General features: G+C 70.5%; 18 protein-coding genes and 4 pseudogenes. 10 read left to right on the top strand and 12 right to left on the bottom strand.

Annotated features, from left to right (window positions below; genetic code table 11):
• Window positions 1-162 precede the first annotated feature (162 nt).
• Window positions 163-1,842 carry an alpha/beta hydrolase gene (locus tag ACFWP7_RS06170; protein WP_384376771.1) on the bottom strand — a complete coding sequence of 560 codons (1,680 nt, stop codon included), beginning with the start codon at window positions 1,840-1,842 and terminating at the stop codon, window positions 163-165.
• 289 nt (window positions 1,843-2,131) lie between these two features.
• On the opposite strand from ACFWP7_RS06170, the gene ACFWP7_RS06165 reads away from it, so the two are divergent.
• Window positions 2,132-2,827 (top strand): chaplin, encoded by a 696-nt coding sequence (locus ACFWP7_RS06165; RefSeq protein ID WP_384376768.1) that lies wholly within the window; start codon window positions 2,132-2,134, stop codon window positions 2,825-2,827.
• Window positions 2,828-2,933: 106 nt separating this feature from the next.
• Here the strand turns inward: ACFWP7_RS06165 and ACFWP7_RS06160 are convergent, their stop codons facing one another.
• The gene (locus ACFWP7_RS06160; RefSeq protein WP_384376765.1) at window positions 2,934-3,461 is read right to left on the bottom strand and encodes a GNAT family N-acetyltransferase; all 528 of its coding nucleotides are present in this window, start codon (window positions 3,459-3,461) and stop codon (window positions 2,934-2,936) included.
• A 152-nt stretch (window positions 3,462-3,613) separates the two neighbouring features.
• On the opposite strand from ACFWP7_RS06160, the gene ACFWP7_RS06155 reads away from it, so the two are divergent.
• Complete coding sequence (locus ACFWP7_RS06155; protein WP_384376762.1) at window positions 3,614-4,468, top strand: GNAT family N-acetyltransferase; 855 nt, start codon at window positions 3,614-3,616, stop codon at window positions 4,466-4,468.
• Here the strand turns inward: ACFWP7_RS06155 and ACFWP7_RS06150 are convergent.
• On the bottom strand, window positions 4,446-5,708 hold the full coding sequence (locus ACFWP7_RS06150; protein ID WP_384376759.1) for an MFS transporter: 1,263 nt from the start codon (window positions 5,706-5,708) through the stop codon (window positions 4,446-4,448). The two genes, ACFWP7_RS06155 and ACFWP7_RS06150, sit on opposite strands and share 23 nt — an antisense overlap.
• Window positions 5,709-5,783: 75 nt before the next feature.
• Between ACFWP7_RS06150 and ACFWP7_RS06145 the strand changes: the two genes are divergently transcribed.
• Window positions 5,784-6,167 (top strand): MerR family transcriptional regulator, encoded by a 384-nt coding sequence (locus tag ACFWP7_RS06145; RefSeq protein WP_384376756.1) that lies wholly within the window; start codon window positions 5,784-5,786, stop codon window positions 6,165-6,167.
• Here ACFWP7_RS06145 and ACFWP7_RS06140 read toward each other — a convergent pair.
• Window positions 6,160-6,921, bottom strand: coding sequence for an MBL fold metallo-hydrolase (locus tag ACFWP7_RS06140; RefSeq protein ID WP_384376753.1), 762 nt, complete (start codon window positions 6,919-6,921; stop codon window positions 6,160-6,162). The two genes, ACFWP7_RS06145 and ACFWP7_RS06140, sit on opposite strands and share 8 nt — an antisense overlap.
• Window positions 6,922-7,355: 434 nt before the next feature.
• Here ACFWP7_RS06140 and fes point away from each other — a divergent pair.
• Window positions 7,356-8,621 (top strand): annotated as a pseudogene (gene fes, locus ACFWP7_RS06135) (enterochelin esterase).
• 35 nt (window positions 8,622-8,656) lie between these two features.
• Here fes and ACFWP7_RS06130 read toward each other — a convergent pair.
• The 5 genes and pseudogenes from ACFWP7_RS06130 to ACFWP7_RS06110 form a co-directional block, all read right to left on the bottom strand.
• Window positions 8,657-8,998: pseudogene (locus ACFWP7_RS06130) on the bottom strand (hypothetical protein); the annotation flags it as partial.
• 185 nt (window positions 8,999-9,183) lie between these two features.
• On the bottom strand, window positions 9,184-10,311 hold the full coding sequence (locus tag ACFWP7_RS06125; protein WP_384376750.1) for a sensor histidine kinase: 1,128 nt from the start codon (window positions 10,309-10,311) through the stop codon (window positions 9,184-9,186).
• Window positions 10,311-11,054, bottom strand: coding sequence for a response regulator transcription factor (locus ACFWP7_RS06120; protein WP_384376747.1), 744 nt, complete (start codon window positions 11,052-11,054; stop codon window positions 10,311-10,313). The genes ACFWP7_RS06125 and ACFWP7_RS06120 overlap by 1 nt, the downstream gene beginning before the upstream one ends.
• Window positions 11,023-13,137, bottom strand: a complete 2,115-nt coding sequence (locus ACFWP7_RS06115) for a glycosyltransferase (RefSeq protein ID WP_384376744.1) — start codon at window positions 13,135-13,137, stop codon at window positions 11,023-11,025. The genes ACFWP7_RS06120 and ACFWP7_RS06115 overlap by 32 nt, the downstream gene beginning before the upstream one ends.
• Complete coding sequence (locus ACFWP7_RS06110; RefSeq protein ID WP_384376741.1) at window positions 13,137-13,817, bottom strand: DUF998 domain-containing protein; 681 nt, start codon at window positions 13,815-13,817, stop codon at window positions 13,137-13,139. Before ACFWP7_RS06110 ends, ACFWP7_RS06115 begins: the two co-directional genes overlap by 1 nt.
• 210 nt (window positions 13,818-14,027) lie before the next feature.
• Between ACFWP7_RS06110 and ACFWP7_RS06105 the strand changes: the two genes are divergently transcribed.
• The 4 genes and pseudogenes from ACFWP7_RS06105 (at window position 14,028) to ACFWP7_RS06090 (ending at window position 16,679) form a co-directional block, all read left to right on the top strand.
• Window positions 14,028-14,678: a GntR family transcriptional regulator gene (locus tag ACFWP7_RS06105; RefSeq protein ID WP_384376738.1), complete on the top strand. Its 651-nt coding sequence runs from the start codon at window positions 14,028-14,030 to the stop codon at window positions 14,676-14,678.
• 62 nt (window positions 14,679-14,740) lie between these two features.
• Window positions 14,741-15,491 (top strand): annotated as a pseudogene (locus ACFWP7_RS06100) (PIG-L deacetylase family protein).
• Window positions 15,492-15,591: 100 nt separating this feature from the next.
• Window positions 15,592-15,708, top strand: a pseudogene (locus tag ACFWP7_RS06095) (4-carboxy-4-hydroxy-2-oxoadipate aldolase/oxaloacetate decarboxylase); the annotation flags it as partial.
• 176 nt (window positions 15,709-15,884) lie between these two features.
• The gene (locus tag ACFWP7_RS06090; protein ID WP_384376735.1) at window positions 15,885-16,679 is read left to right on the top strand and encodes a GNAT family N-acetyltransferase; all 795 of its coding nucleotides are present in this window, start codon (window positions 15,885-15,887) and stop codon (window positions 16,677-16,679) included.
• Between the two features lie 45 nt (window positions 16,680-16,724).
• Here ACFWP7_RS06090 and ACFWP7_RS06085 read toward each other — a convergent pair whose 3' ends face one another.
• Both ACFWP7_RS06085 and ACFWP7_RS06080 read right to left on the bottom strand, forming a co-directional pair.
• Window positions 16,725-17,606 carry a GNAT family N-acetyltransferase gene (locus tag ACFWP7_RS06085; RefSeq protein ID WP_384376732.1) on the bottom strand — a complete coding sequence of 294 codons (882 nt, stop codon included), beginning with the start codon at window positions 17,604-17,606 and terminating at the stop codon, window positions 16,725-16,727.
• A 438-nt stretch (window positions 17,607-18,044) separates the two neighbouring features.
• Window positions 18,045-18,326 (bottom strand): GlsB/YeaQ/YmgE family stress response membrane protein, encoded by a 282-nt coding sequence (locus ACFWP7_RS06080; protein ID WP_384376729.1) that lies wholly within the window; start codon window positions 18,324-18,326, stop codon window positions 18,045-18,047.
• A gap of 278 nt (window positions 18,327-18,604) precedes the next feature.
• Here ACFWP7_RS06080 and ACFWP7_RS06075 point away from each other — a divergent pair, with 278 nt between their 5' ends.
• Window positions 18,605-20,044, top strand: a complete 1,440-nt coding sequence (locus ACFWP7_RS06075; RefSeq protein WP_384376726.1) for a hydrolase — start codon at window positions 18,605-18,607, stop codon at window positions 20,042-20,044.
• A gap of 42 nt (window positions 20,045-20,086) precedes the next feature.
• On the opposite strand, the gene ACFWP7_RS06070 is transcribed toward ACFWP7_RS06075, so the two are convergent.
• Window positions 20,087-20,626 carry a hypothetical protein gene (locus ACFWP7_RS06070; RefSeq protein WP_384376723.1) on the bottom strand — a complete coding sequence of 180 codons (540 nt, stop codon included), beginning with the start codon at window positions 20,624-20,626 and terminating at the stop codon, window positions 20,087-20,089.
• 135 nt (window positions 20,627-20,761) lie between these two features.
• On the opposite strand from ACFWP7_RS06070, the gene ACFWP7_RS06065 reads away from it, so the two are divergent.
• The gene (locus ACFWP7_RS06065; protein ID WP_384377181.1) at window positions 20,762-21,529 is read left to right on the top strand and encodes an ArsR/SmtB family transcription factor; all 768 of its coding nucleotides are present in this window, start codon (window positions 20,762-20,764) and stop codon (window positions 21,527-21,529) included.
• Window positions 21,530-21,607 lie beyond the last annotated feature (78 nt).

The raw sequence follows: 21,607 nt of genomic DNA, 5'->3' as shown, positions 1-21,607 counted from the left end.
GAAGCTGCGATGGGCATGTGTACGGCTACTTCGGCGTGCCCGGTCGAGGCGACGCCTGCCCAGTGTGACGGCCGTGCCGATCAGGAGGTTGTAGCCGACTTGTCCGTGTTACACGGCTGTTGCAGTTCCTGGTGTTCACGGTTCTCCGTGCGAGCTCCGGGTTCAGTCGCCGGAGTCCGGCGGCCCGCACGAGCTGCCGTCGTCCGGCAGGGAGCCGTACAGCAGGAAGTCGTCGACCTTCTGGTGCACGCACTTGGAGGACGCGTACCCGGTGTGACCGTCGCCCTTGTTGTCCAGCACGACGGCCGACGAGCCGAGCCGCTCGGCGGTCTCCACGGTCCAGCGGTACGGAGTCGCGGGGTCGCCACGGGTGCCGACGAGGAGCATCTCGGGGGTGCCTACGTCGCGTACCTCGTCGCGTATGTAGTCGGTGCCCTTGGGGCGGCCGTAGCACATCAGCACCTGGGTGAGCCGGTACTCGCCGAAGACCGGGGACACCTGCGCGTACTCGGCGCGGAGCCTGTCGATCTCCTTGGTGACCTGGTCGGCGGAGGGCCGGTCCGGGTCGTCCGCGCAGTTGATCGCCATCAGGGCGGCCGGAAGGTTGTCGATGGGGACGTCCACCGGATCGACGAGACCGCCGTCCGGGCTGGCCGTCACGGTCAGTTCGTCGTCCTTCCGGGTTGTCGTGGCCGATGCGCTGTCCGGACGGGTCGTCGTGGCCGGTTCGCTGTCCGGACGGGCTGCCACCGCCGGTTTGCCGACCGGCCGGGCTCCGACGGTGGTGCCGGGGAAGGCCGCGCCGCCCGACAGCTGTACGAGCCAGCGAGTGTCGCCGTCCTGGAGCAGGGAGTTGAGGGCCTGCTCCAGCGTCGGCCACATCTGGCGGCTGTAGAGCGCCTGGCTGATGGCGCCCACGAGGTCCTGGCCGGAGAACTCCTGGCCGAAGTCGGCCGGGACCGGGTCGGCGTCCAGCGAGTCGATCAACTGGACAACCTGTGTCCGGGCGCTGCGCGGATCCTGGCCGAACGGACAGGTCAGGTCCTTCGTGCACCAGGTGAGGAAGTCCTCCAGCGCGGTCTGCTGGCCCGCCGCGCCCACCAGTCCCTGCTCGGCCAGCGATTCGGTGAGTGTGTCCACGCCGTCGAGGACCAACCGGCCCGTCTTCTTGGGGAATTGGGCCGCGTAGACCGCGCCCAGACGCGTTCCGTAGGAGAAACCGAGATAGTTGAGCTTCTTGTCGCCGAGTGCCTGGCGCATCACGTCCATGTCCCGGGAGGCGTTGACCGTGCCGATGTGGCGCAGCACGGGCCCCGAGTGCCTGGCGCATTCGTCCGCGGCCTTCCGCAAGGCATCGAGGGAGTCCTGCGGATCGCCGTCGTCCGTCGTGGTGTCGCCCTCGTCGGCACCCTCGCCGCAGCTTACGGGCGAGGACTGGCCGACGCCTCTGGGGTCGAAGGTGACCACGTCGTAGCCGTTCGTCAGGCCCATGAAGTCCTCGCCGCCGACGGCAAGTTGGGGTATCCCCGCACCGCCGGGGCCACCGAAGTTCAGCAGCACCGAACCCCGTGACTTTCCCGTCGCGCGATAGCGGGCCAACGCCAGGTCGAGTGTTCCGTCACCGGGCTTCGCGTAGTCCAGCGGGACGGTCACCTTCCCGCACTGCATGTCCTTGGGCATCTCGTAGCCCTTGCACGCGGACCACTTGATCTTCTGGCCGTAGAATCGGGACAGGTCGGGAGCGTCGGCGGCCGTCGCCACCGCGGGCAGGCCGGCCGCCAGCAGGACCAGCGTCGCGGTCGTGGCTCCGGTGAACGCGCAGCGTTGGTGCACGGACGGCATGCATGCCTCCAGGTATGCCCGGCTGCCCCCTCGCTCACGATAAGCGCGGGTCCCGGGGGACGCCTCTGGGCGAGCGGAACGGGCCGCGGTGCCTTAGTCTGCGCGCCGGCGGGAGGTCGCCCACGACCTTTCAGGAGCGCCGATGCCGATGGCGCGAGCCCCCTCGCCAGTTCGATAAACGGGACGCTCGATGGGGTGAAAGACCGATAAGCCATAACTCGGATGGTTCTCCCGCGTTTTATGGCATGCGGGCGACCGCCCGCGACCATGTCTGGAAGGCAGGGACCCTATGAAACGGGTTACCCGAAATGGATTGATCGTCGCAGCCGCCGCCTCGGGCGCGATGGCCGTGACCATGCCGGCGCACGCCGACTCCGCGGCGAACGGCACCGCGGCGGGCTCGCCCGGTCTGATCTCCGGCAACACCATCCAGCTCCCGGTGCACGTTCCGGTGAACGTGTGCGGGAACACCGTGAACGTCGTCGGGCTCCTCAACCCGGCGGCGGGCAACAGCTGTGCCAATGAGGGCGCAGGTGGGGCCGGGTCGCCCGGAGGAACACGGGGCGGCGGTCGGGCCGAGGCGTCCGGAGGGACGCAGGGCGGTGCCGTCGCGCACAGCAGCGGAAAGGATTCGCCAGGTGTGCTCTCCGGGAACGGCCTGCAGCTTCCCGTCGATCTCCCCGTCAATGTCACAGGTAATTCCGTGAGCATCGTCGGCATCGGCAACGCGGCCGTCGGCAACGAGTCCACGAACAACTCCGGCGGGCCCGACCGCCCGGTCAAGCCTGCCCCGAAGCCGCCCACCCCGCCCGCCAAGGCGCACACGCCTCCGGGCACACCCCGTCACCAGGCCCCGCCGCAGCCCGTGGCCTCCCTCGCCCACACCGGCGCGGACCAGACACTGCCCGCGATCGCCACGAGCGCCGCCCTGTTCCTGGCCGGAGCCGCCCTGTACCGGCGATCCCGCCCGGTCACGCCCCGCTGACCCCGCCGCCCACCGGGGCCGCAAGGCCCCACCGGGAAAGGCCCCACCGGGCCGCGTGACCGGTGGGGCCTGCTTCTGGGCACTGGGGGCCTGGGGCCCCATGTCGTCAATGGTGCGGGTGGAGATCGTCGCGGAGGATGCTGTAGCGCACCAGGTCACGCCAGCCACCGTCTCGGAACACGACACTGCGGAGCACACCCTCACGCGTGAACCCGGCCTTCTCCAGCGCGCGTTGCTCGGCGATGTTGCCCACCTCGGTGTCCGCCTCGATACGCGGCACGAGGGTGTGCGCGAAGAGGTACTCGACCAACTGCCGCTGGGCCTCGGTCCCCACGCCCTTGCCGCGTGCCTCCGGCAGCAGACCGATGCCCATGTTCCAGTAGTACGAGGGCCGGCCGAAGGCGATCTTCCGCCAGGAGACGAATCCCAGCCGTTCGTCGTCACGCACCACCATCAGCTGCCCCGCGTCGTCCGTCAGCAGACCGTGCTCCGCCCACTGACATCGCCAGCGACGGGTGTCCCACCAGCCGAACCACTGAAAGGGCTCCGCGGTCTCCCGGTCCGACAGGAACCGCTCCATGACCGGCAGGTCGTCCTCGGCCACGGGGCGCAGTGCCACACGATCGACGCTCATGAGCGGCAACCCTAAGTCTGGGACCGGGCCGTGTGTATGGCCCTGGCCGGATCCCCCGGTCGCGCGAGGTGATCGTCGTGGAGATCGGGAAGGATGCTGCGTGCGCGGCCGACCACCGCCCAGACGCACCTCCGTATGAATGGGAGCCCCATATGACCTCTCCGGGACCGGAAGACCTTGTGGTCGCGCGCGCCTCGCTCGACGACTGGAAGGTGGTCCGTGGATGGGCGGCGGATGAGGGCTGGAATCCGGGACTTGCCGACAGCGTGAGTTTCTTCGCGCAGGACCCCGACGGGTTCTTCCTCGGTCGGCTCGGCGGTGAACCGGCGTCGGCCGTCTCGGTCGTCAACTACGGCGCCGAATACGCCTTCCTGGGCTTCTATCTCGTACGCCCCGACCTGCGCGGCCGCGGCTACGGCCTCACCACCTGGAAGACGGCCCTCGCGCACGCCGGTGACCGGACCGTGGGTCTCGACGGGGTGGTCGCTCAGCAGGACAACTACCGTCGGTCCGGCTTCGAACTCGCCTACCGCACTTCTCGTTTCGGGGGAACCGTCTCCGTGGGCGAAGCGCCGACGGGAGTCCGAGCGGCCGAGGCGGCGGACCTCGCGGCCGTCACGGCGTACGACAGCGCCTGCTACCCGGCCGACCGGCCGCGCTTCCTCCGGGAGTGGCTGAGCGGCGCGGGCCACCGGGCCTTTGTCCGCCGGACGGAGGGACGCCTCACCGGGTACGGCGTGATCCGCCCGGGCCGGGACGCCCTGCGCATCGGCCCGCTGTTCGCCGACACCGCCGAGGACGCGCGGGAGTTGCTCCTCGCGCTGGCCGGCGAGGCAGCCGGGCGGGAGGTCGCCATCGATATTCCCGGGTCGAACGGGGCCGCGGTCGCCTTGGCCATGGAACTCGGCCTCACTCCTTCGTTCGACACGGCCCGGATGTACACGGGTCCGGTGAGGCCGTTCGCGGGTGAGCGCGTGTACGGAGTCACGACCTTGGAACTCGGCTAAGAGCGTGGGCCGTTGGCGGTGAGGCCGTTTTCGGTCGGCTCACGGCGGGGCGCCGTACGGGGAAGGCCCGTCGGTGCCCCGCCGCCACGACGGCCAGCGCGGCCGCGATCAGGGGCAGCGCTGTCCAGGGCAGGGCCCCGGCGCCCGCACCCTCCAGGACGATCCCGCCGGTGAGCGAACCGGCGGCGATTCCAGCGTTGTAGACGGTGGTCTGCAGCGAGGTGGCCACATCGGCGTTGACGGGTCCGGAGGCGTCGACCAGCGCGGTCTGGATCAGGGTCGGCGCTCCGCCGAACGCGGCGCCCCACAGCGCCACCGAGAGGAGCAGCACGGCGGGGCTGCTCGCGTACAGTCCGAGGGCGAGCAGGGCGCACGCGATCGTGGCGAGCGCCGTCAGCAGCATCCGTCGCAGGTGCGTGTCGACCAGTACGCCGGTGATCCAGATCCCGACGACGGTGGCAGCCCCAAATACCAGCAGGACCAGACCTGTGTGGCCGAACCCCACATGCTCCGCGAACGGGGCGATGTACGTGTACATCACCTGGTGTCCCAGGAGCAGCAGCAGGGTGACGGACAGAACGGTCGCGATCCCGGGCAGGGCGGCGACCCGGTGCAAGGGCACGCGCGCGCCCGCCGCCTCACCGGGAAAGCCCGGAACCCGCCACCGCACCCAGACCACGAGCAGCAGGGCGATGACCGTCAGCAGGGCGAAGACCGTGCGCCAGCCGAGCGCGTCGGCCAGCGCGGTGCCCGCGGGGACACCCAGCGACAGGGCGAGCGTGATTCCCGCGAGAACGATCGCGATGGCGCGACCGCGCCGCTCGGCGGGGACCATACGGGCCGCGTACCCGACGAGCATCGCCCACATCAGGCCGCCCATCACCCCGGCGGCGAGCCGGGCCACGAAGGTGAGCGCGTACGCGGACGACAGTGCGGTGACCGCGTTGCAGCAGGCGAAGCCCACGAGCGCGCCGATCAGTACGGGGCGGCGCGGCAGACCGCGCAGCGCGGCGGTGAGCGGAATCGCGGCGAGGAAGGACGCGAGCGCGTAACCGGTCACCAGGAACCCGACGCGCCCGTCCGGAACACTCAGGTCCGCTGCCATCCGCGGCAGCAGGCCGGCGGGCAGCAGTTCGGTCATGACGGCGGTGAAGGCGGCCGTGCACAGGGCCAGGAGCCCTGACAGCGGCAGCGCGGGGGCAGGCGTGGTCGTGCTGCCGACGGGCGGGGCGACGGTCATGGGACCATGCTGAAACCTTCACATCAGTGTGAAGGCAAGCGCGGCCTCCAGGGGGAGCCATGAAGAGGGGGAGCCATGAAGATCGGTGAACTGTCGCGCCGGACCGGCGTCCCCACCCGGATGCTGCGGTACTACGAGGAGCAGAACCTGCTCCACCCGGCCCGGGGAGACAACGGCTACCGCGAGTACGGCGATACGGCTGTCCCGTGCGTCCAGCAGATCCGCGGACTGCTCGACTCCGGACTCACCACCGAGATCATCCGCGCCATCCTGCCGTTTCTGTCCGCCCCCGGCGAGATCCACCTCCACCCCGAGTGCCTGACTCCGGAGACCGCCGCGCTGCTGCGTGACGAGATCGACCGCATCCAGAGCCGCATCGACTGCCTGGCCCGCAACCGCGACGCGCTGCGGGCGTATCTGGCGGCGGTCCAGCCCGACCGTCCGGACCGCGTCAGCTAGCCGGCTCCCGCGCGCGTCGTGCGGCCTCGCTCACCGGGCCGCGGTGTACGGGACCGTGTCCGGGGAGCAGGACGTCCGCGGCGAGGGCCTCGATGCGCGCCAGCGACGCGCGGGCCCTCGCACGCTCGGCGTCGAACATGGCCGGGAGGAGCTGCGGACCCCGTACCCGTGACGTGGGGTGGCCGCTGACCAGGGCGTCGCCGGAGATCAGGATTCCGGCGTCCGGCAGGTGGAAGGCACAGTGCCCCGCCGTATGGCCGGGCGTGTGCACCGGAACCGGACGGCCGGGCAGATCGAGCGCGCCCTCCTTGGGGAACGGCTCGGGCCTGGTCATGCTGACGTCCGCTTTGCCACCCGACCTGATGGCGTGCAGCGCCCACGGCAGTACGCCGGGGCGCCAGGCCTGGAGCAGCACCTGGCCGACGCCGACCTGGTGCAGGAACTCCCGGCGCGCGTGCGGCAGTTCGGCCTCGTGCAGGTGGACGGGGATGCCGAACGTACTGCTGAGGTACTCGGCCGAACCCAGGTGGTCGTTGTGCGCGTGCGTGATGAGGACGCCCGTGACGGCCTCGGGAGAGTGGCCGAGCGTGTCCAGCGAGGCCAGGACCGCCTGCCGGTCGCCCGGATAGCCCGTGTCGACCAGGGTGACGGCGTCGCCCTCGCTCACGATCACCCAGTTCGTGTTGCTGCCGTGGACCAGATGGACTCCGGCGGCCACCTCGACGATCTTCTCGTCCATCATCCCGTCGCTCATGACTCTCCCGACCTCTCAAAACTTTCCCGGCCGAGCACGGCCGTCTCAGGGGGACGGTAGCGCGCGTGCCTGAGAGCTTCCCAACCGCACACGGTCCGTCTCGCCGGGGGTGTCGGCCGACTTTGTCGTCCGGTGCGCCCGCGCCGGTCGTCGCGCCGGCCTCGGCGGTCGCGGCGCCGGTCAGGGCCGCTGCGCCCGGTGGCCGCGAATGACACGTCGCCGCCGGGCTTCACGGAGGTGGGTGCCCAGCGTGGCGGCGGGAGCCGCTGTGTCGGCCGTGAGTGCCACGATGGGCGCGGTGTCCGCCCCGTTCGAGTTCGCGGTGGCGCGAGGCGTCGGTGAAGACGGGTGCAAGATATGACGATTGGTCATATTAAGGTAGGCTAACCTAAGTGCGGTCAGCTCAGTTCCCCCTCCCCCCGCAGTCCAGCCGCATGTTCGAGCCCGTGCCGCCCGAGGGCACCCCGCACCACCCGCGCCGACTGCCGCGCCCCGACCCGCTGCCGCGACTCCAGGAACCGGGCTGCCCGCTGCCCGAGCCGCAGGGCGTCGAGGAGTTCTGGGTCGGGATCCGTCGGCGTGGTACGCCGCTCGTCTCGCCCGATCCCTGGGGCAGCGCCGACCATCTGGCCGTCACGTACCTGTGGCGCGGCACCCCCGCCACCCGCGCCGTCCAAGTCCTGCCCAACAAGCTCGGCGACCCGCGCGTCCCCGAGGGCAACCTGATGGAGCGGGCCCCCGGCACCGACATCTGGCACTGGACGCTCCGCCTGCGTCAGGACTGGCGCGGAACCTACGAGTTCTACGTCGACGAGGGGGAGGGGCCGGACCCGGGCACCCCCGACTACTGGCGCTGGCTGCGCAGCCGGCGGCGCACCGACCCGCTCAACGCCCGTACGCTTCAAGGTTGTTGGGGCGGCGGCCCGGTCCCGTACGTCGAACTCCCGGGCGCTCCGAAAGCGCTGGACTGGACGCCGAGGCCGGAGGTCGCCCGCGGCACGACCACCGAGCACCAGGTGGAGAGTGCGCTCCTTGGAGGCCGACGGCGCGTCTGGCTGTATGAACCGTCTCTGCCGGACCGGGAGTTGGCGGACCTGCCCGTGCTGGTCCTGCTGGACGGCGAGCACTGGGGGCCGGGGCTCGGTCTTGCGCACCTCCTCGACAACCTGATCGCGGACGACCGTATCCCGCCGCTCGCCGCCGTGCTGCCCGAGTCCGTGGACGCGGAGACCCGATGGGCGGAGTTGACGTGCCGTCCGGATTTCGTCGCCTTCCTCGCGGACGAACTGCTGCCGTGGGTGGCCGGCCGGCTGCCGGTCACGGACGACCCCGCGCGCACGGTGATCGCCGGCCAGAGCCTCGGCGGACTCACCGCCGCCTATGCCGGACTCGCGGCCCCGCACCGCTTCGGCAACGTGCTCGTCTAGTCGGGCTCGTTCTGGTGGCCCGTCGGCCCGGAGCCGGAGTGGCTGACCCGGCGCATCGCCGAGGTCCCCCGCCTTCCGGTGCGCTTCCGTCTCTCCTTCGGCGAGCAGGAGTGGGTCGCTCTCCCCGCCGCCCGCCGGCTGCGCGACACCCTCGCCGCCGCCGGCTACGACGACGCCTCCTACCGCGAGTTCAACGGCGGCCACGACTACCTGTGCTGGCGCACCGAACTGGCCGACGGGCTGGTCGAGTTGCTGTCCGGCACAGCCACCTGAGGTGGGGTGCGCAGAGGTGGTGTGCGCTGGGGCGCTCATCCCCGCCCCGCCTCCACCCGGCCCGCGTACGCCTCGTCGAGCGCTTTCAAGCGGGCCGCGAGCTGCGCGGCGATGTCGTCGAGGTGCCCGTCCCGCATCAACTGCGGGTGCGTGCAGTCCAGGTCGTGGTTGACGACCGCACCGGTCACATGCGCGCCCCAGGCCTCCCGGGTGAGCCAGTCCTCGGCACGCGGGGCTGCGGCCGTGAAGAACAGCAAGTCACCCTTGTACCAACGGTGTTGGTGCTCACGCATCATCCGCGCGTGATTCGGCACGATGTCGACGATCTTCGACAGGGTGTGCTCGCCGAGCCCGGCGAGCGGGCTACCCGCCCGGCGCCTCAGGTGCCTTGCACCGCAAGGCAGTTGAGGCGCTTTCAGGCATACGAAAGCAGTCCGTTCCGTCGAGTCCGGAGCCGCAGAATTTAGGTTAGCCTAACCTTACGAAAATGGGACGTTGACATATGTGTCAACAATTTCGCGAAGTGCGAAGAACCCCCGCCAGGCCCCAACGCCTTGGAGCATCAACCCTGTTGAGCGCTCCCGCCGCTTTCCCTCACCTTGACGTCACCCAGCCACAGCGTGAACGTCGCCCCCTTGTCCGGTCCCGGCGACGCCGCGACGACGTCACCGTCGTGGGCTCGGGCGATGCCACGCGCGATGGTCAGGCCGATGCCGCTGCCGCCGGCCGGGGCCGGCCGTCCCGGGTGCTCAATGCGCTCGAAGCGGCTGAAGATCCGGTTCAGGTCGTGCCCGGGAATGCCGACGCCGTCGTCCGTGACGCGGACGATGACACGGGGCTGCGGTTCGTCCTCGCTGTGGACGGAGACCGACACAGCGCCGTGCGCGTCACACGCGATCAGCGCGTTGCCGAGGAGGTTCACCAGGACCTGGGCGATCCGGTCGGGATCGCAGAAGGCGATGACGGGGGAGTCCGCCGTGACCGTGAGGGCCACCCTCTGATCGTCGTACTGGGGGCGCAGCCGCTCTGCCGTGGCGCGGGCCAGCGCGGCGACGTCCGCGTCCTCGCAGTGCAGGGCGAAGGCCCCCTCCTCGACCCGCGACAGACTGGACAGGTCGGACGCCAGCCGCCGCAGCCGGTCCAGGTCGTCGGAGAGCGAGGCGAACATCGCGTCGTCCGGTGTGAAGATACCGTCGGCCATGCCCTCGATCTGACCGTGCAGGATCGTGATGGGGGTCCGCATCTCATGGGCGATCTCGGAGACCAGCCGGGCGCGCCGCCGCTCGGTGTCGGCGAGCGCCGCCGCCAGGGTGTTCACGTCGTTGACCAGCGCGGCGAGGCCCGGCTCGCTGGGCAGTTCGAGGACGGTGTCGTAACGCCCTTCGGCGAGCCGACGGGTGGCCGCGCGGATGGTGTCCAGTGGGCGTACCAGGAACCGGGACAGCACGACGGCTGCGAGGACGGCGGCTGCCACCCCGGTCCAGAAGCCGATGTTGTCGGGGTCGACGCGGTGGTGCCAGGGGCCGTTGACCAGTTCCTTGGCCACCGATGTCGCCCCCAGCGTCACCACCAGGACCGTGACGTGGGAAAGCACCAGACGGTTGCGCAGCGACAGGCGGGAGTGGATCCGCCGCAGCCGGGCACGCCAGAAGCCGGAGGGGCGCGTGGCGGTGTCCTTTCCCCTGGCCACTACGGCGTGTCCTGTGGGTTCGGGGCCGGTACGCCCTGGGTGGGACGGCCGACGAACCGGTAGCCCACGGCCCGCACCGTGCCCACGAACCGGGGCGCGTTCGCGTCGTCGCGCAGCGCCCGACGCAGCGTACGAATGTGTACGTCCACGAGTCGTTCGTCACCGAAGAAGTCCTCGCCCCACACCTGGGCGAGCAGACCGCGCCGGGTGAACACGCGGCCGGGAGCGCGGGCCATGGCGACCAGCAGGTCGAAGTCGAGGGCGGACAGCTCCGCCGTGTGGTCGCCGTCGATCAGGACCGTCCGCGTGGCCGGATCGGCGGTGAGGCCCTCGAAGCGGAGTGTGCCGTCATCGTCCGGGGTCCCTCCGGGTCCGTTGTCGGTGCGCCGCAGGATCGCCCGTACCCGCAGCGCGAGTTCGCGCGGGCTGAACGGTTTGGTGACGTAGTCGTCGCTGCCGTTGGTGAAGCCGATGAGCCGGTCCACCTCCTCGGTCCGCGCGGTGAGCATGATGACGGGGACCTGGCTGGACTGCCGGATCCGGCGCAGTACCTGGAAGCCGTCGAGGCCCGGCAGCATCACGTCGAGGACCACCAGGTCGGGCCGGTTCTGGGCGACGGCCCGCAGCCCGGACGGCCCGTCGGCGGCCTCCACCACCTGGAATCCGTCCGCCTCCAGATAGCCGCGTACGGTCATCCGGATCTTGGGTTCGTCATCGACGACCAGAACGCGCTGTGTACTCATCGTGCTCACTTTCCGTCACAGGCGCGGCAGGGGCCCCGGCCACTGCTGCGGATCCTCCGGCGGCCCGGAGGTACAGGTCCTCGAACGCCGCCAGCGTACGGCGGATGTCGTGCTCGGCGACGATTTCGCGGCCCGCCTCGCCCATCCGCAGGCGGGCCACGGGATCGTAAAGAAGCCTGGTGAGGGCATGGGCGAGGGCACTCACGTCACCGGGTGGGAAGAGGTAGCCGTTGCGGCCATGGTGGACCAGATGCGGCAGGGCCATCGCGTCGGCCGCGACGACGGGTTTCCCGGCCGCCATCGCCTCCATGGTGACCAGACTCTGCAGTTCGGCGGTGCCGGGCATGCAGAAGATGTCGCACCGGGCGTAGGCGTCCAGTACCTCCTGGTCGGTGGCCAGTCCGTGGAAGGTGACCCGGTCCGCGATGCCGAGGTCCTTGGCCAGTTCCTCCAGTGCGCGGCGACAGGAGCCCTCTCCGACGATCTCGCCCCGCACGCCCGGCAGCAGCGCCAGCGCACGCAGGAGTTCATGGACGTTCTTCTCCTTGTCGAGCCGGCCCACGAACAGCACTTGCGCTTCCCTGTCGCCGGTGTCCACGGAGGGCTGGGAGAAGCGCTCCAGGTCCAGCCCGCAGGACACCGAACTGGCCGGGACGCGCAGCCCGTTGTCGTGCAGCAGCCGCACCGCCCGTGCGGTGGGCGCGGTGACGGCCTGGGCGCGGCGGAAGACACGTACGAGGTCACGCCACGCGAACCGGCAGACCGCGCGGGTCAGCCGGGCCGGAAGCCGGGTGTAGCCCAGGAGGTTCTCCGGCATGAAGTGGTTGGTGGCCACCACGGGTGTCCCGCGCCGGTGTGCGGCGGTCGCCAGCGTCCGGCAGACGGCGAAGTGGGACTGGATGTGCACCACGTCGGGGGAGAGCCGGTCCAGCAGCCGGGTCACGGGCCGGGCGGTCCGCCAGGGCAGGCAGACACGGAAGGTGGGATGGAGAGGGGTGCGGTGGGAGGCGATCCGGTGCACGGTGATCCCCTTCTCCACAGCGGTACCTGGACCCGCCTCCGTCGCGGGGCAGACGACGTGGACCTCGTGACCCCGGCCCAGGAGCCCCTCGGCGAGCCGCTGGGCGAAGTTCGCGGCGCCGTTCACGTCCGGGGGGAAGGTGTCGGCGCCGATGACGATGCGCCAAGGGTGAGGGCCCTGCATGACGTACTCCTGCGGTGCCGAGGGTCGGCGACCCGAGGTGAGGTGGGGAAAGGAGGTGGAACGGGTGAGGTGGAGCACCCCCGTGAGTGCGAGCGCCCAGCAGGCCAGGCCCGTGCCGACGGTGGCCAAGGAGAGCCCGGGGGCCTCGCCGAGCAGACCGACCCCGATCACCACGGCGACGAACGGATCGACGAGGGTCAGGCAGGCGACCGTGACCTCGGGCGGCCCCGCGGCCTGGGCGCCCTGCGTGAGCCAGAAACCGGCGAGGGCGACGAGGGCCAGTCCGGCGAGCGTGCCGCACAGCGCACCGCTCACACCGGACGACGTGAACTCCTCGCCCGTCGCCCGCAGCAGCACCGACATACAGCCGTACGCGCTCCCGGCACCGACGGCACGCGCCACACAACGCCCTTGCCCGGACAGCAGGTTGGAGAGCCCGGCGCAGCAGACCACGATCAGCAGGACCAGGGCCCCGGCCTGGAGCTGCGCCGCCGTCGTGACGGCGGTGGTGACGGTGGCACCCGAAGCGATCACCGCGAAGGCGCCCGTTCCGCCGACGATCGCGGCCAGCGCCAGCCCCGTCGCCCGGTCGAGCCCGACACGGCGGACCCGCAGTCCCCAGAGCACGCTCACCACGACGGCACCCACACCCAGCGGTTGCACGACCGTCACGGGCGCCAGCCGCAAGGAGGTGATGTGCAGCGTCGTACCCGTCCCCAGCAGGGCAAGACCGGCCAGCCAGCGAGGCCGCCGTACGACGGCCGACAGGGCTGTCGGCCCGCCGGGCGATGTTCCATGCGTGGCGTCGTACTGGAGCCGTGCGCCCGCCGCATAACAGCACGCGTTCAACACGCTGAGCACGATGGCGAGTTCGGTCATCAGCGGTTCCGGTAGGTGCGCAGTGCGTCGGCCATCATGAACAGCAGGGCGATCTCCAGTCCCAGCGTCGCCCGCTCGGCCAGCCCGAGCAGCCGGGCCGCCGGGACGGACCCGGGCGTACGTGGTCGGCTCGCGCTCACATGCGTACCGAGGAAGAGCAGCGCGGCCCCCGAACTCGCCCAGGACAGGTGGCGTATTCGTCGTGCCGGCACGCTCGTCGGCCGGTGACCGCGCAGTCGACGGGCCAGCAGCAGACCGGCGGCGGGCAGCGCGGCCAGCGAGGCGCCCGCCGCGTGACGGTGGACCAGTCCGCTCACCGACTGCGCGCCGCCCGCCGGATCGGTGCGGAAGACCGCGCAGAGCGACAACCCCCCGCACCCCACCGCCAGCGCCGCCGGCGCGACGGTTCCGACGGGGAGTCGGCTGCGGAGCAGTGCGGCGAGCAGCGCGGCCGACCCCGCCGCGGCGCATGCGACACAGGCCGTGAACAGGGTCGCCGCGCCGTCGTGCAGCGCGTAGTCGCTGAGCGTCTGACCGACCGGATCGACCTGCTCGGACCACCCAAGGTGCAGCAGCGCGGCCAGCGCGACCGACCCGGTGAGGGCGGTGCGCGCCGCCGAGGCCAGCTGTCTGTGACCACCGCGACCGGCGGCGACCTGCGGTGAGAGGAGAACGTGCATGACCGTCAGACAACGGGCGGCCGATGAGGCCGGTACCACTCGCCGTATGAAGCTTCCGTGAGGTGGCAGCTGGCTTCCGTGAGGCGGCAACTGGACCTTCCGTGGGGCGGCAGCTGAAGTTTCCATGAGGCGGCAATATCGAGAACAAAATTGTTGACAATCTTGTCGGCCTGGACTTAGCTTCGACAGGCACTCACTCAGGGAGGGCGCATGCCGAAGGAAACCCGTCCGAGCACCGGAGAGCAGGCCAAGCAGCATGCGCTCACGCAGGTGCGGCAGGCGATTCTGCGCGGCGACATGGCACCTGCCCAGCGGCTGGTGGAGACCGAGCTCGCCGAGCAGTTCGGTGTGACACGGGCCAGCGTCCGGGCGGCGCTGATCGAGCTGGAGTCGGACGGACTGGTGGAGCGGATCCGCAACCGTGGATCACGGGTGCGGGTGGTGACGCTCGAGGAAGCGGTGGCCATCACCGAGTGCCGTATGGCCCTCGAAGGGCTGTGCGCGGCGAAGGCGGCCGTCGCCGCCAGTGACGAACAGCTTGCGGAACTCACGGACTTGGGCAGGGCGATGACCAAGGCCGTGGCCGACGGCGAGCCGATCACCTACTCCGAGCTCAATCACGAAGTGCACGCCCGGGTAAGGCAGTTCAGCGGCCAGCAGGTCGCCGTGGAGCTGCTGGAGCGGCTCAACGCGCAGTTGGTGCGCCACCGTTTCCAGCTCGCACTGAGGCCGGGCCGGCCACAGCAGTCCCTGGGCGAGCATCTGACCATGATCGAGGCGATCACGGCCAGGGACCCGCAGGCGGCCGAGGCAGCCGTCCGTGCCCACCTCAGCAGTGTGATCGACGCGTTGCGCGACTGACGCGGCCGAGGCGACTGACGCGGCCGAGGAGGGCGCGCCTGTCCACCAAGGAGAGCTGAGCAATGACGCACGGCTACGTGCCCGTCGCCCCACGATCGACGCTTGTCGTCACCGCGCATGCCGGAGACTTCGTGTGGCGGGCCGGGGGGCGCGGTCGCCCTGGCCGCCTCCCGCGGAGAGAAGACCACCATCGCGTGCCTGACCTTCGGTGAACGCGGTGAGTCCGCCAAGGCCTGGCGCGAGGGCAGGAACCTTGAGGAGATCAAGGCGATACGCCGCGGGGAGGCCGAGAAGGCCGCCGCCACCCTTGGCGCCGAGGTCCGCGTCTTCGACGCCGGCGACTACCCGCTGGTCGTCACCGCAGAGCTGACCGACCAACTGGTCGCCGTCTACCGTGAGATCCAGCCCGACGTCGTGCTCACCCACCCGGTCGAGGACCCCTACAACGGCGACCATCCCGCCGCCAACCGGATGGCCCTGGAGGCCCGCGTCCTGGCGCAGGCCATCGGCTACCCCGGCCCGGGCGAGATCATCGGCGCCCCGCCGGTCTTCTACTTCGAGCCGCACCAGCCCGAGATGAGCGGCTTCAGGCCCGAAGTGCTCCTCGACATCACCGAGGTCTGGGAGACCAAGCGCAAGGCGATGGAGTGCCTCGGCGCCCAGCAGCACCTGTGGGAGTACTACACCGACCTCGCCGTCCGCCGCGGTGTCCAGCTCAAGCGCAACGCGGGGCCCAACCTGGGCCTGGCCCACAGGACCATGGCCGAGGCGTACATGCGCCCCTACCCGCAGATCGCGAGGGAACTGGCATGAGCGAGCCAAGGTGCGGGGGAGGCTGGAGGGTCGCGGAGCGATCCGGCGCGGGCGCCCGGCCGCGGCGGAGCCGAAGCGGAGCTCTGCAGGAGGAGGAAGCATGAGTGGAGTGATCGTCACCACCCCGCCCAAGGCCGACCCCAAGGCCGTCGAGGCCCTCGCCGGATACGGCGTCGCCACCGTCCACGAGGCGATGGGCCGCACCGGCCTGCTCGGATCGAGTCCTTCCACACGCACGGCACACCGCCCGTCGACTGACGGCAACGACGGTCTCGAACAGCGAGAATCGGAACCAACGCTCCGCGTGCGGTCAAGGAGACGAAGTCCGTACGGGGCGTGGTTCAAGAACGTTATGCCATTGCCCTGGCCGCCCCAGGATGCTGGAGTGATCTCATGGATCACGTTGCGGTACTTGCCCTGTTCGACCGGGATATGCGAGAGGGGGCGCGGCCGGACGCCCCAGGTGCCCGGATCGAGCACACCGGCAAGGTGGTGCGACAGGTGAGCACCGGGCAGGGCTGGAGCGGGGTGACCTGGTCGGATCTCGACGAGGGGAGCGCGGACGCGGCGATTGCCGAGCAGATCCGGTACTTCACCGAACACGGGCTCGATTTCGAGTGGAAGCTCTACGGACACGACCAGCCGGAGGACCTCGGGCAGCGGCTGCGGGATGCCGGGTTCATCGCCGAGCCCGAGGAGACGCTCATGATCGCCGAACTGGGCGACCTCGTGCTCGACGCCGAGCCGCCCGAGGGCGTACGGCTCCTTCCGGTCACCGACCGCGCGGGCGTGGACCTCGTGGCCGACGTGCACGAGCAGGCGTTCGGCACGGACGGTACGCGGCTGCGCCACCAGCTGCTCGCCCAGCTGACCGGCGACGAGGACACGGTCGTCGCGGTGGTGGCCCTCGCGGGTGACGTTCCGGTCAGCGCGGCGCGCATGGAACTTCCGCCCAGGGCGCGGTTCGCCGGGCTCTGGGGCGGCGGAACCGTCGAGGCCTGGCGCGGACGCGGCATCTACCGCGCCCTCGTCGCCCACCGTGCCCGCGTCGCCGCCGACCGCGGCTACCGCTACGTCCAGGTCGACGCCTCAAGCCAGAGCCGCCCCGTCCTCGCCCGCCTGGGTTTTCAGCCGCTGACCACAACGACGCCGTACGTGTACGCACCGGACGATGCCGGGTCTGTGTAGAGCCGTCGGCCCCGCGACCGGGGAACAGTCGCTGCCCGGCGTCGCTCACAGCGTGAGCTGGTACTCCACGGCCTTGTGTGTCGGCAGATAGCCGAGCGCGTCGTTGATACGGAGCATGGGCGCGTTGCTGTCGGCGGTGTCGGTGAGCAAGCCGGCGAGTTCGGGGTGTCGTACGCGGGCCTGACGGATCGACTCCGCCTTCATCCACAGCCCGAGGCCGTGCCCGCGGTGCTCGGGCAGCACGCCGGTGCCGTAGTGCTGACCGTCACCGCGGCCGTCGCCCGGCACGACCAGCTCGGAGAACCCTGCGATCGAACCGTCCGAGCCGTCCACCGCGGCCACGGTGTGGAGCAGCTCGCCGCGCTTGGTGATGACGTCGGCCACCGACAGGACCCGCTCCACGTCCCACCGGACCGTCCCGTAGTCGGTGTCTTCCATCGGCATGTCGTCCATGGCCCGGCGAGAGTCGGCGAAGGTCCGCGCCAGCGCGGGCGGCACGGCGCCGTCCCAGTACGTCAACTCATAGCCGGGGTGCGGGTGTTGGACGATCCCGTTGATCCGGGCGAGGTCTACGTCGGGGAGCGGCAGCCTCGCGTACGTCAGCGCCAGCACCCGGTGGAAGCCGCGCGCCGCCAGGAAGCGGTCGCCGGGGGAGCCGTCCCCGGCCTGCGCGACGAGCGACCGCCGCCCCTCGCTCCGCGCCGCGACGACAGCCGCGTCCAGCAGGAGACCGCCCACCCCCTGCTGCCGCTCATCCGGATGTACGGCGATCTCGATCTCCGCGAGATGTTCCTGCCCCGCCTTCGTGAACAGCCGCAGGAAGGCGGAGCCCAGCGGAACACCGTCGGCGTCGGAGGCCAGCCACGCCAGGCGTCGGCCCGACGGTGTGATCTCGGGATCGGTCAGCGGCGTGATGCGCGGGGGCAAGGGTTCTCCGTGGCGGCAGGGTGGGTGCGGGGAAGCCCGCAGAACCTAGCCGCCACGGCGCGCGACCCGCAAGGAAATTACGCCACGGCGCGCGCCCGGCAAGAGAATTGGCGACGGCGCGACGAGCCGGGCCCGCCGCTCGGCCCTCAGCAGCGAACCCTTCGCCCGACCTGCCCCTGTTCGGCCTTCGGCGGTGAGTCCCCCCGCCCGACCTGCCCCTGTTCGGCCTTCAGTGGTGAGTCCCCCCGTCCGACCTGCGCCTGTTCGGCCTTCGGCGGTGAGTCCCCCCGCCCGACCTGCCCCTGTTCGGCCTTCAGTGGTGAGTCCCCCCGTCCGACCTGCGCCTGTTCGGCCTTCAGTGGTGAGTCCTTCGCCGGGCCTGCGCCTGCTCGGCCCTCAGCGGCGAGTCCCCCCGTCCGACCTGCGCCCGCTCCGCCCTCAGCGCCGAGCCCTTCCCCTGCTTCGCCCGCCGGAGCGGTCGAGTGCCGCCACGCCCAGTGCGGCCAGCCCGATCTGGATGAGCCACTCGATCCAGTCGATGCCGTTGGTGTCGGACACGTCGAACGCGTTGGCGATCGCGGCGCCGACCAAGGCGGCGATGATGCCGACGACGATCGTCAGCAGGATGCCGATGCGCTGGCGCCCCGGGACGACCAGCCTGCCCAGTACGCCGATGATGATGCCGATGATGATGGCACTGATGATGCCTGAGATCTCCATCTCCGCCCCTCTTTGTCGTTGCCCTCGTAGTTATGCGTGTGCCCGCTGGATGCGCAGGCAGTCCGCTCGGCTTTCAACCGGCTCCCGACCGGCTTTCGACAGGTACTCGTCTGGCCTTCGCGCGACCGGGGCGCGCGCTCCGGCGGCCTTCTGTTCAGCCCCTCTCTCGTCATGTACCGTTCAATAATCTGTTGCCCGGAGGACGGCCAAGCCCCGTTCTACGCGCGCAGACTTGGCGCCCGCACCGCCTCTCCCACCCCTCACGGAGGTTTTGCCGGATGCTCGGATTCAGAAGGTCCCGCCACAGACTCACCACCGCGCTGGCCGCGTTCGGGCTGCTCCTGACGGGCGCCGCCGTCCAGACGGCCACCGCGGGCGCGGCCGCCGCGGCGACCCCGCACCGCATCCTGTTCGACAACACCAAGGCCGAGACCGCCGGCAACGCCGACTGGATCATCGGCACCAGCCAGCCGGACCCGCTCGGCCAGGACTCCACACCGTCGGCCGAGACCGACTGGACCGGAGCGCTCTCCGCGTGGGGCGTCGCCCTGCAGAAGACCGGCAACTACTCGCTGAAGACGCTCCCCTCGGGCAGCGGCATCACGTACGGCACCACGGCCGCGACCGACCTGCAGAACTTCGACACGTTCGTCCTGCCCGAACCGAACATCCTGCTGAGCACCGCCGAGAAGACCGCGGTCATGACGTTCGTGCAGAACGGCGGCGGCCTCTTCCTCGTCTCCGACCACACCGGATCCGACCGCAACAACGACGGCGAGGACGCGGTCGAGGTCATCAACGACCTGATGTCCAACAACAGCGTCGACAGCACGAACCCGTTCGGGTTCACCGTCGACACGCTCAATGTCGGCACCGAGGACCCGAGGGCCATCTCCAGCACCACCGACCCGGTCCTGAACGGTTCCTTCGGCAAGGTCACCGGCAGCATCATCCGCAGCGGCACGACGGCCACCCTGAGCCCGACCGCCAACGCCGCGGTCAAGGGCCTCCTCTACCGCTCCGGTTACTCCGGAAACACCGGTGCCTTCTTCGCCACCAGCACCTTCGGCAGCGGCCGGGTCGCGTTCTGGGGCGACAGCTCACCCATCGACGACGGCACCGGCCAGTCGGGCAACACGCTGTACGACGGCTGGAACGACACCGCCGGCACGAACGCCGCACTCGCCCTCAACGCCACCGAGTGGCTCGCGGGAACCGGCGACAGCGGAGGCGGCGGAGGCGGCACCTGCACCGCCGCGCAGCTCCTCGCCAACCCCGGTTTCGAGTCCGGCAGTTCGTCCTGGACCGCTACCACCGGAGTGATCACCACCGCCACCGGTCAGGCCGCCCGCACCGGCTCCTACAAGGCCTGGCTGAACGGCAACGGCGCAGCCAATACCGAAACCCTCTCCCAGTCGGTGACCATCCCCGCCGGCTGCGCGGCCACCCTGAGCTTCTACCTCCACGTGGACACGGCAGAGACAACCACCAGCACGGCGTACGACACCCTCAAGGCCCAGGTTCTCAACAGCAGCGGCACGGTCCTGGCGACGCTGGCCACGTACTCGAACCTGAACGCTGCGACGGGATACGCCCAGCGCACGTTCAACCTCGGCAGCTATGCCGGGCAGACGGTCACCGTCAAGTTCACCGGCGTCGAAGGCTCCATTCTCCAGACGTCGTTCGTCATCGACGACACGGCCCTGAACGTGAGCTGACCGACGCGCGAAGGGGCGGGCCCGAGTCCGGGCCCGCCCGTGTCACCCGGCGTGAACCCACCCGGTGGCGGCCACGACCTCGTGTGCGATGTCCACCACCGTGCGGTCGTCGGTCGCCACCCGCACGGTGTCCGCGGGCACCCGCTCGTCCAACAGCCTTGCCTTGTGGGCGCTGTTCGCCATCTCGCGTTCCAACTCGGAGCCGATCTCCCGCCCCTTGAGCCGCCGGGCCGTGGTGTCGTCGGTGGCGGTCAGCAGCACGCGGATGATCCGTACCTCTCCGCCCATGGCCCGCTGGAACAGGCTCGCCGACTCGGCCAGCACACTCACGGTGTTGGTGTAGACGAGGCGCCGGTGGCCGAGCTCGGCGAAGTTTCCCCACACCGCCCGGAGATTGCGCTCGGTGATCCCTGCGCGGTGCGGATCGCCGTCCGGCGCCGGATGCACGTATCCCATGAAGTCGCCCTCGATCACCGCGTGCGCGACCTCGGCGAACCTCAGCCGCGCCGAGACCTCCCAGCCCACGGTGGACTTGCCGACGCCCGCGCGCCCGCCGATGAGGAGTACCTCCGGTTGGTCCATGCGAAAAGCGTGCCAGCCCGGGGTGCGCCGGGCGATCGGTATACGTCCGGTCGCGCATGTCCGCCATGACTGCCGCTTGACATGCAGGTAATTGCCTGCATAACTTTGAGTGTGCGATCGGAGAATCAGCCCGGGATGGACCAGGTGTTCAAGGCGTTGGCCGACGAGACGCGGAGACAGCTGTTGGACCGGCTGCACGCGCACAGCGGTCAGACGCTGGGTGAGCTGTGCGCGCACATCGACATGACACGTCAGTCGGTCACGCAGCATCTGGCGGTCCTGGAGGCCGCGAACCTGGTCAGCACGGTGCGGCGGGGGCGAGAGAAACTGCACTACCTCAATCCGGTGCCGCTCCACGAGATCCAGGAGCGATGGATCGACAAGTTCGAGCGCCCGCGGCTGCGCGCGCTCAGTGCACTCAAGCGACGAGCCGAGGAACCCATGACCGACAAGCCGAGCTATGTGTACGTCATCTACATCCAGAGCACACCCGAGAAGGTCTGGGACGCGCTCACCGACGCGGACCTGACGGCCGCGTACTGGGGCCACAGCAACGTCTCGGACTGGCAGCCCGGTTCCCGCTGGGAACACCGTCGTACGGACGGCTCGGGCATCGCCGATGTGGTGGGCACCGTCGTGGAGAGCGAGCGTCCGACCCGGCTCGTGGCCACCTGGGCCGCGCCTGAGGATGAGGGCCAGGATGACAGGTACTCCCGGGTCACCTACGACATTCGGCAGCAGGCCGAAATCGTCCGGCTGACTGTGACCCACGAGGACCTGGCCGACGAGGGCGAGCTGGGCCAGGTGAGTTCCGGTTGGCCGGTGGTGCTGTCCAGCCTGAAGTCCCTGCTTGAGACCGGCGCCCCGCTGCCGCGGGAGCCGTGGGTGGTGCCGAGCCGCTGACGCGTCGACGGGGCAGCAGAGGCCGGCCCGCGTCGAGCGGGCCGGCCTCGGGCCGGGTTCCCTTCCGTGGCTCGCTGC

Origin of the sequence: Streptomyces sp. NPDC058470 (genome assembly GCF_042721055.1) — a bacterium.
GTDB lineage: Bacteria > Actinomycetota > Actinomycetes > Streptomycetales > Streptomycetaceae > Streptomyces.
This window is presented reverse-complemented; position numbering and strand designations above follow the sequence as displayed.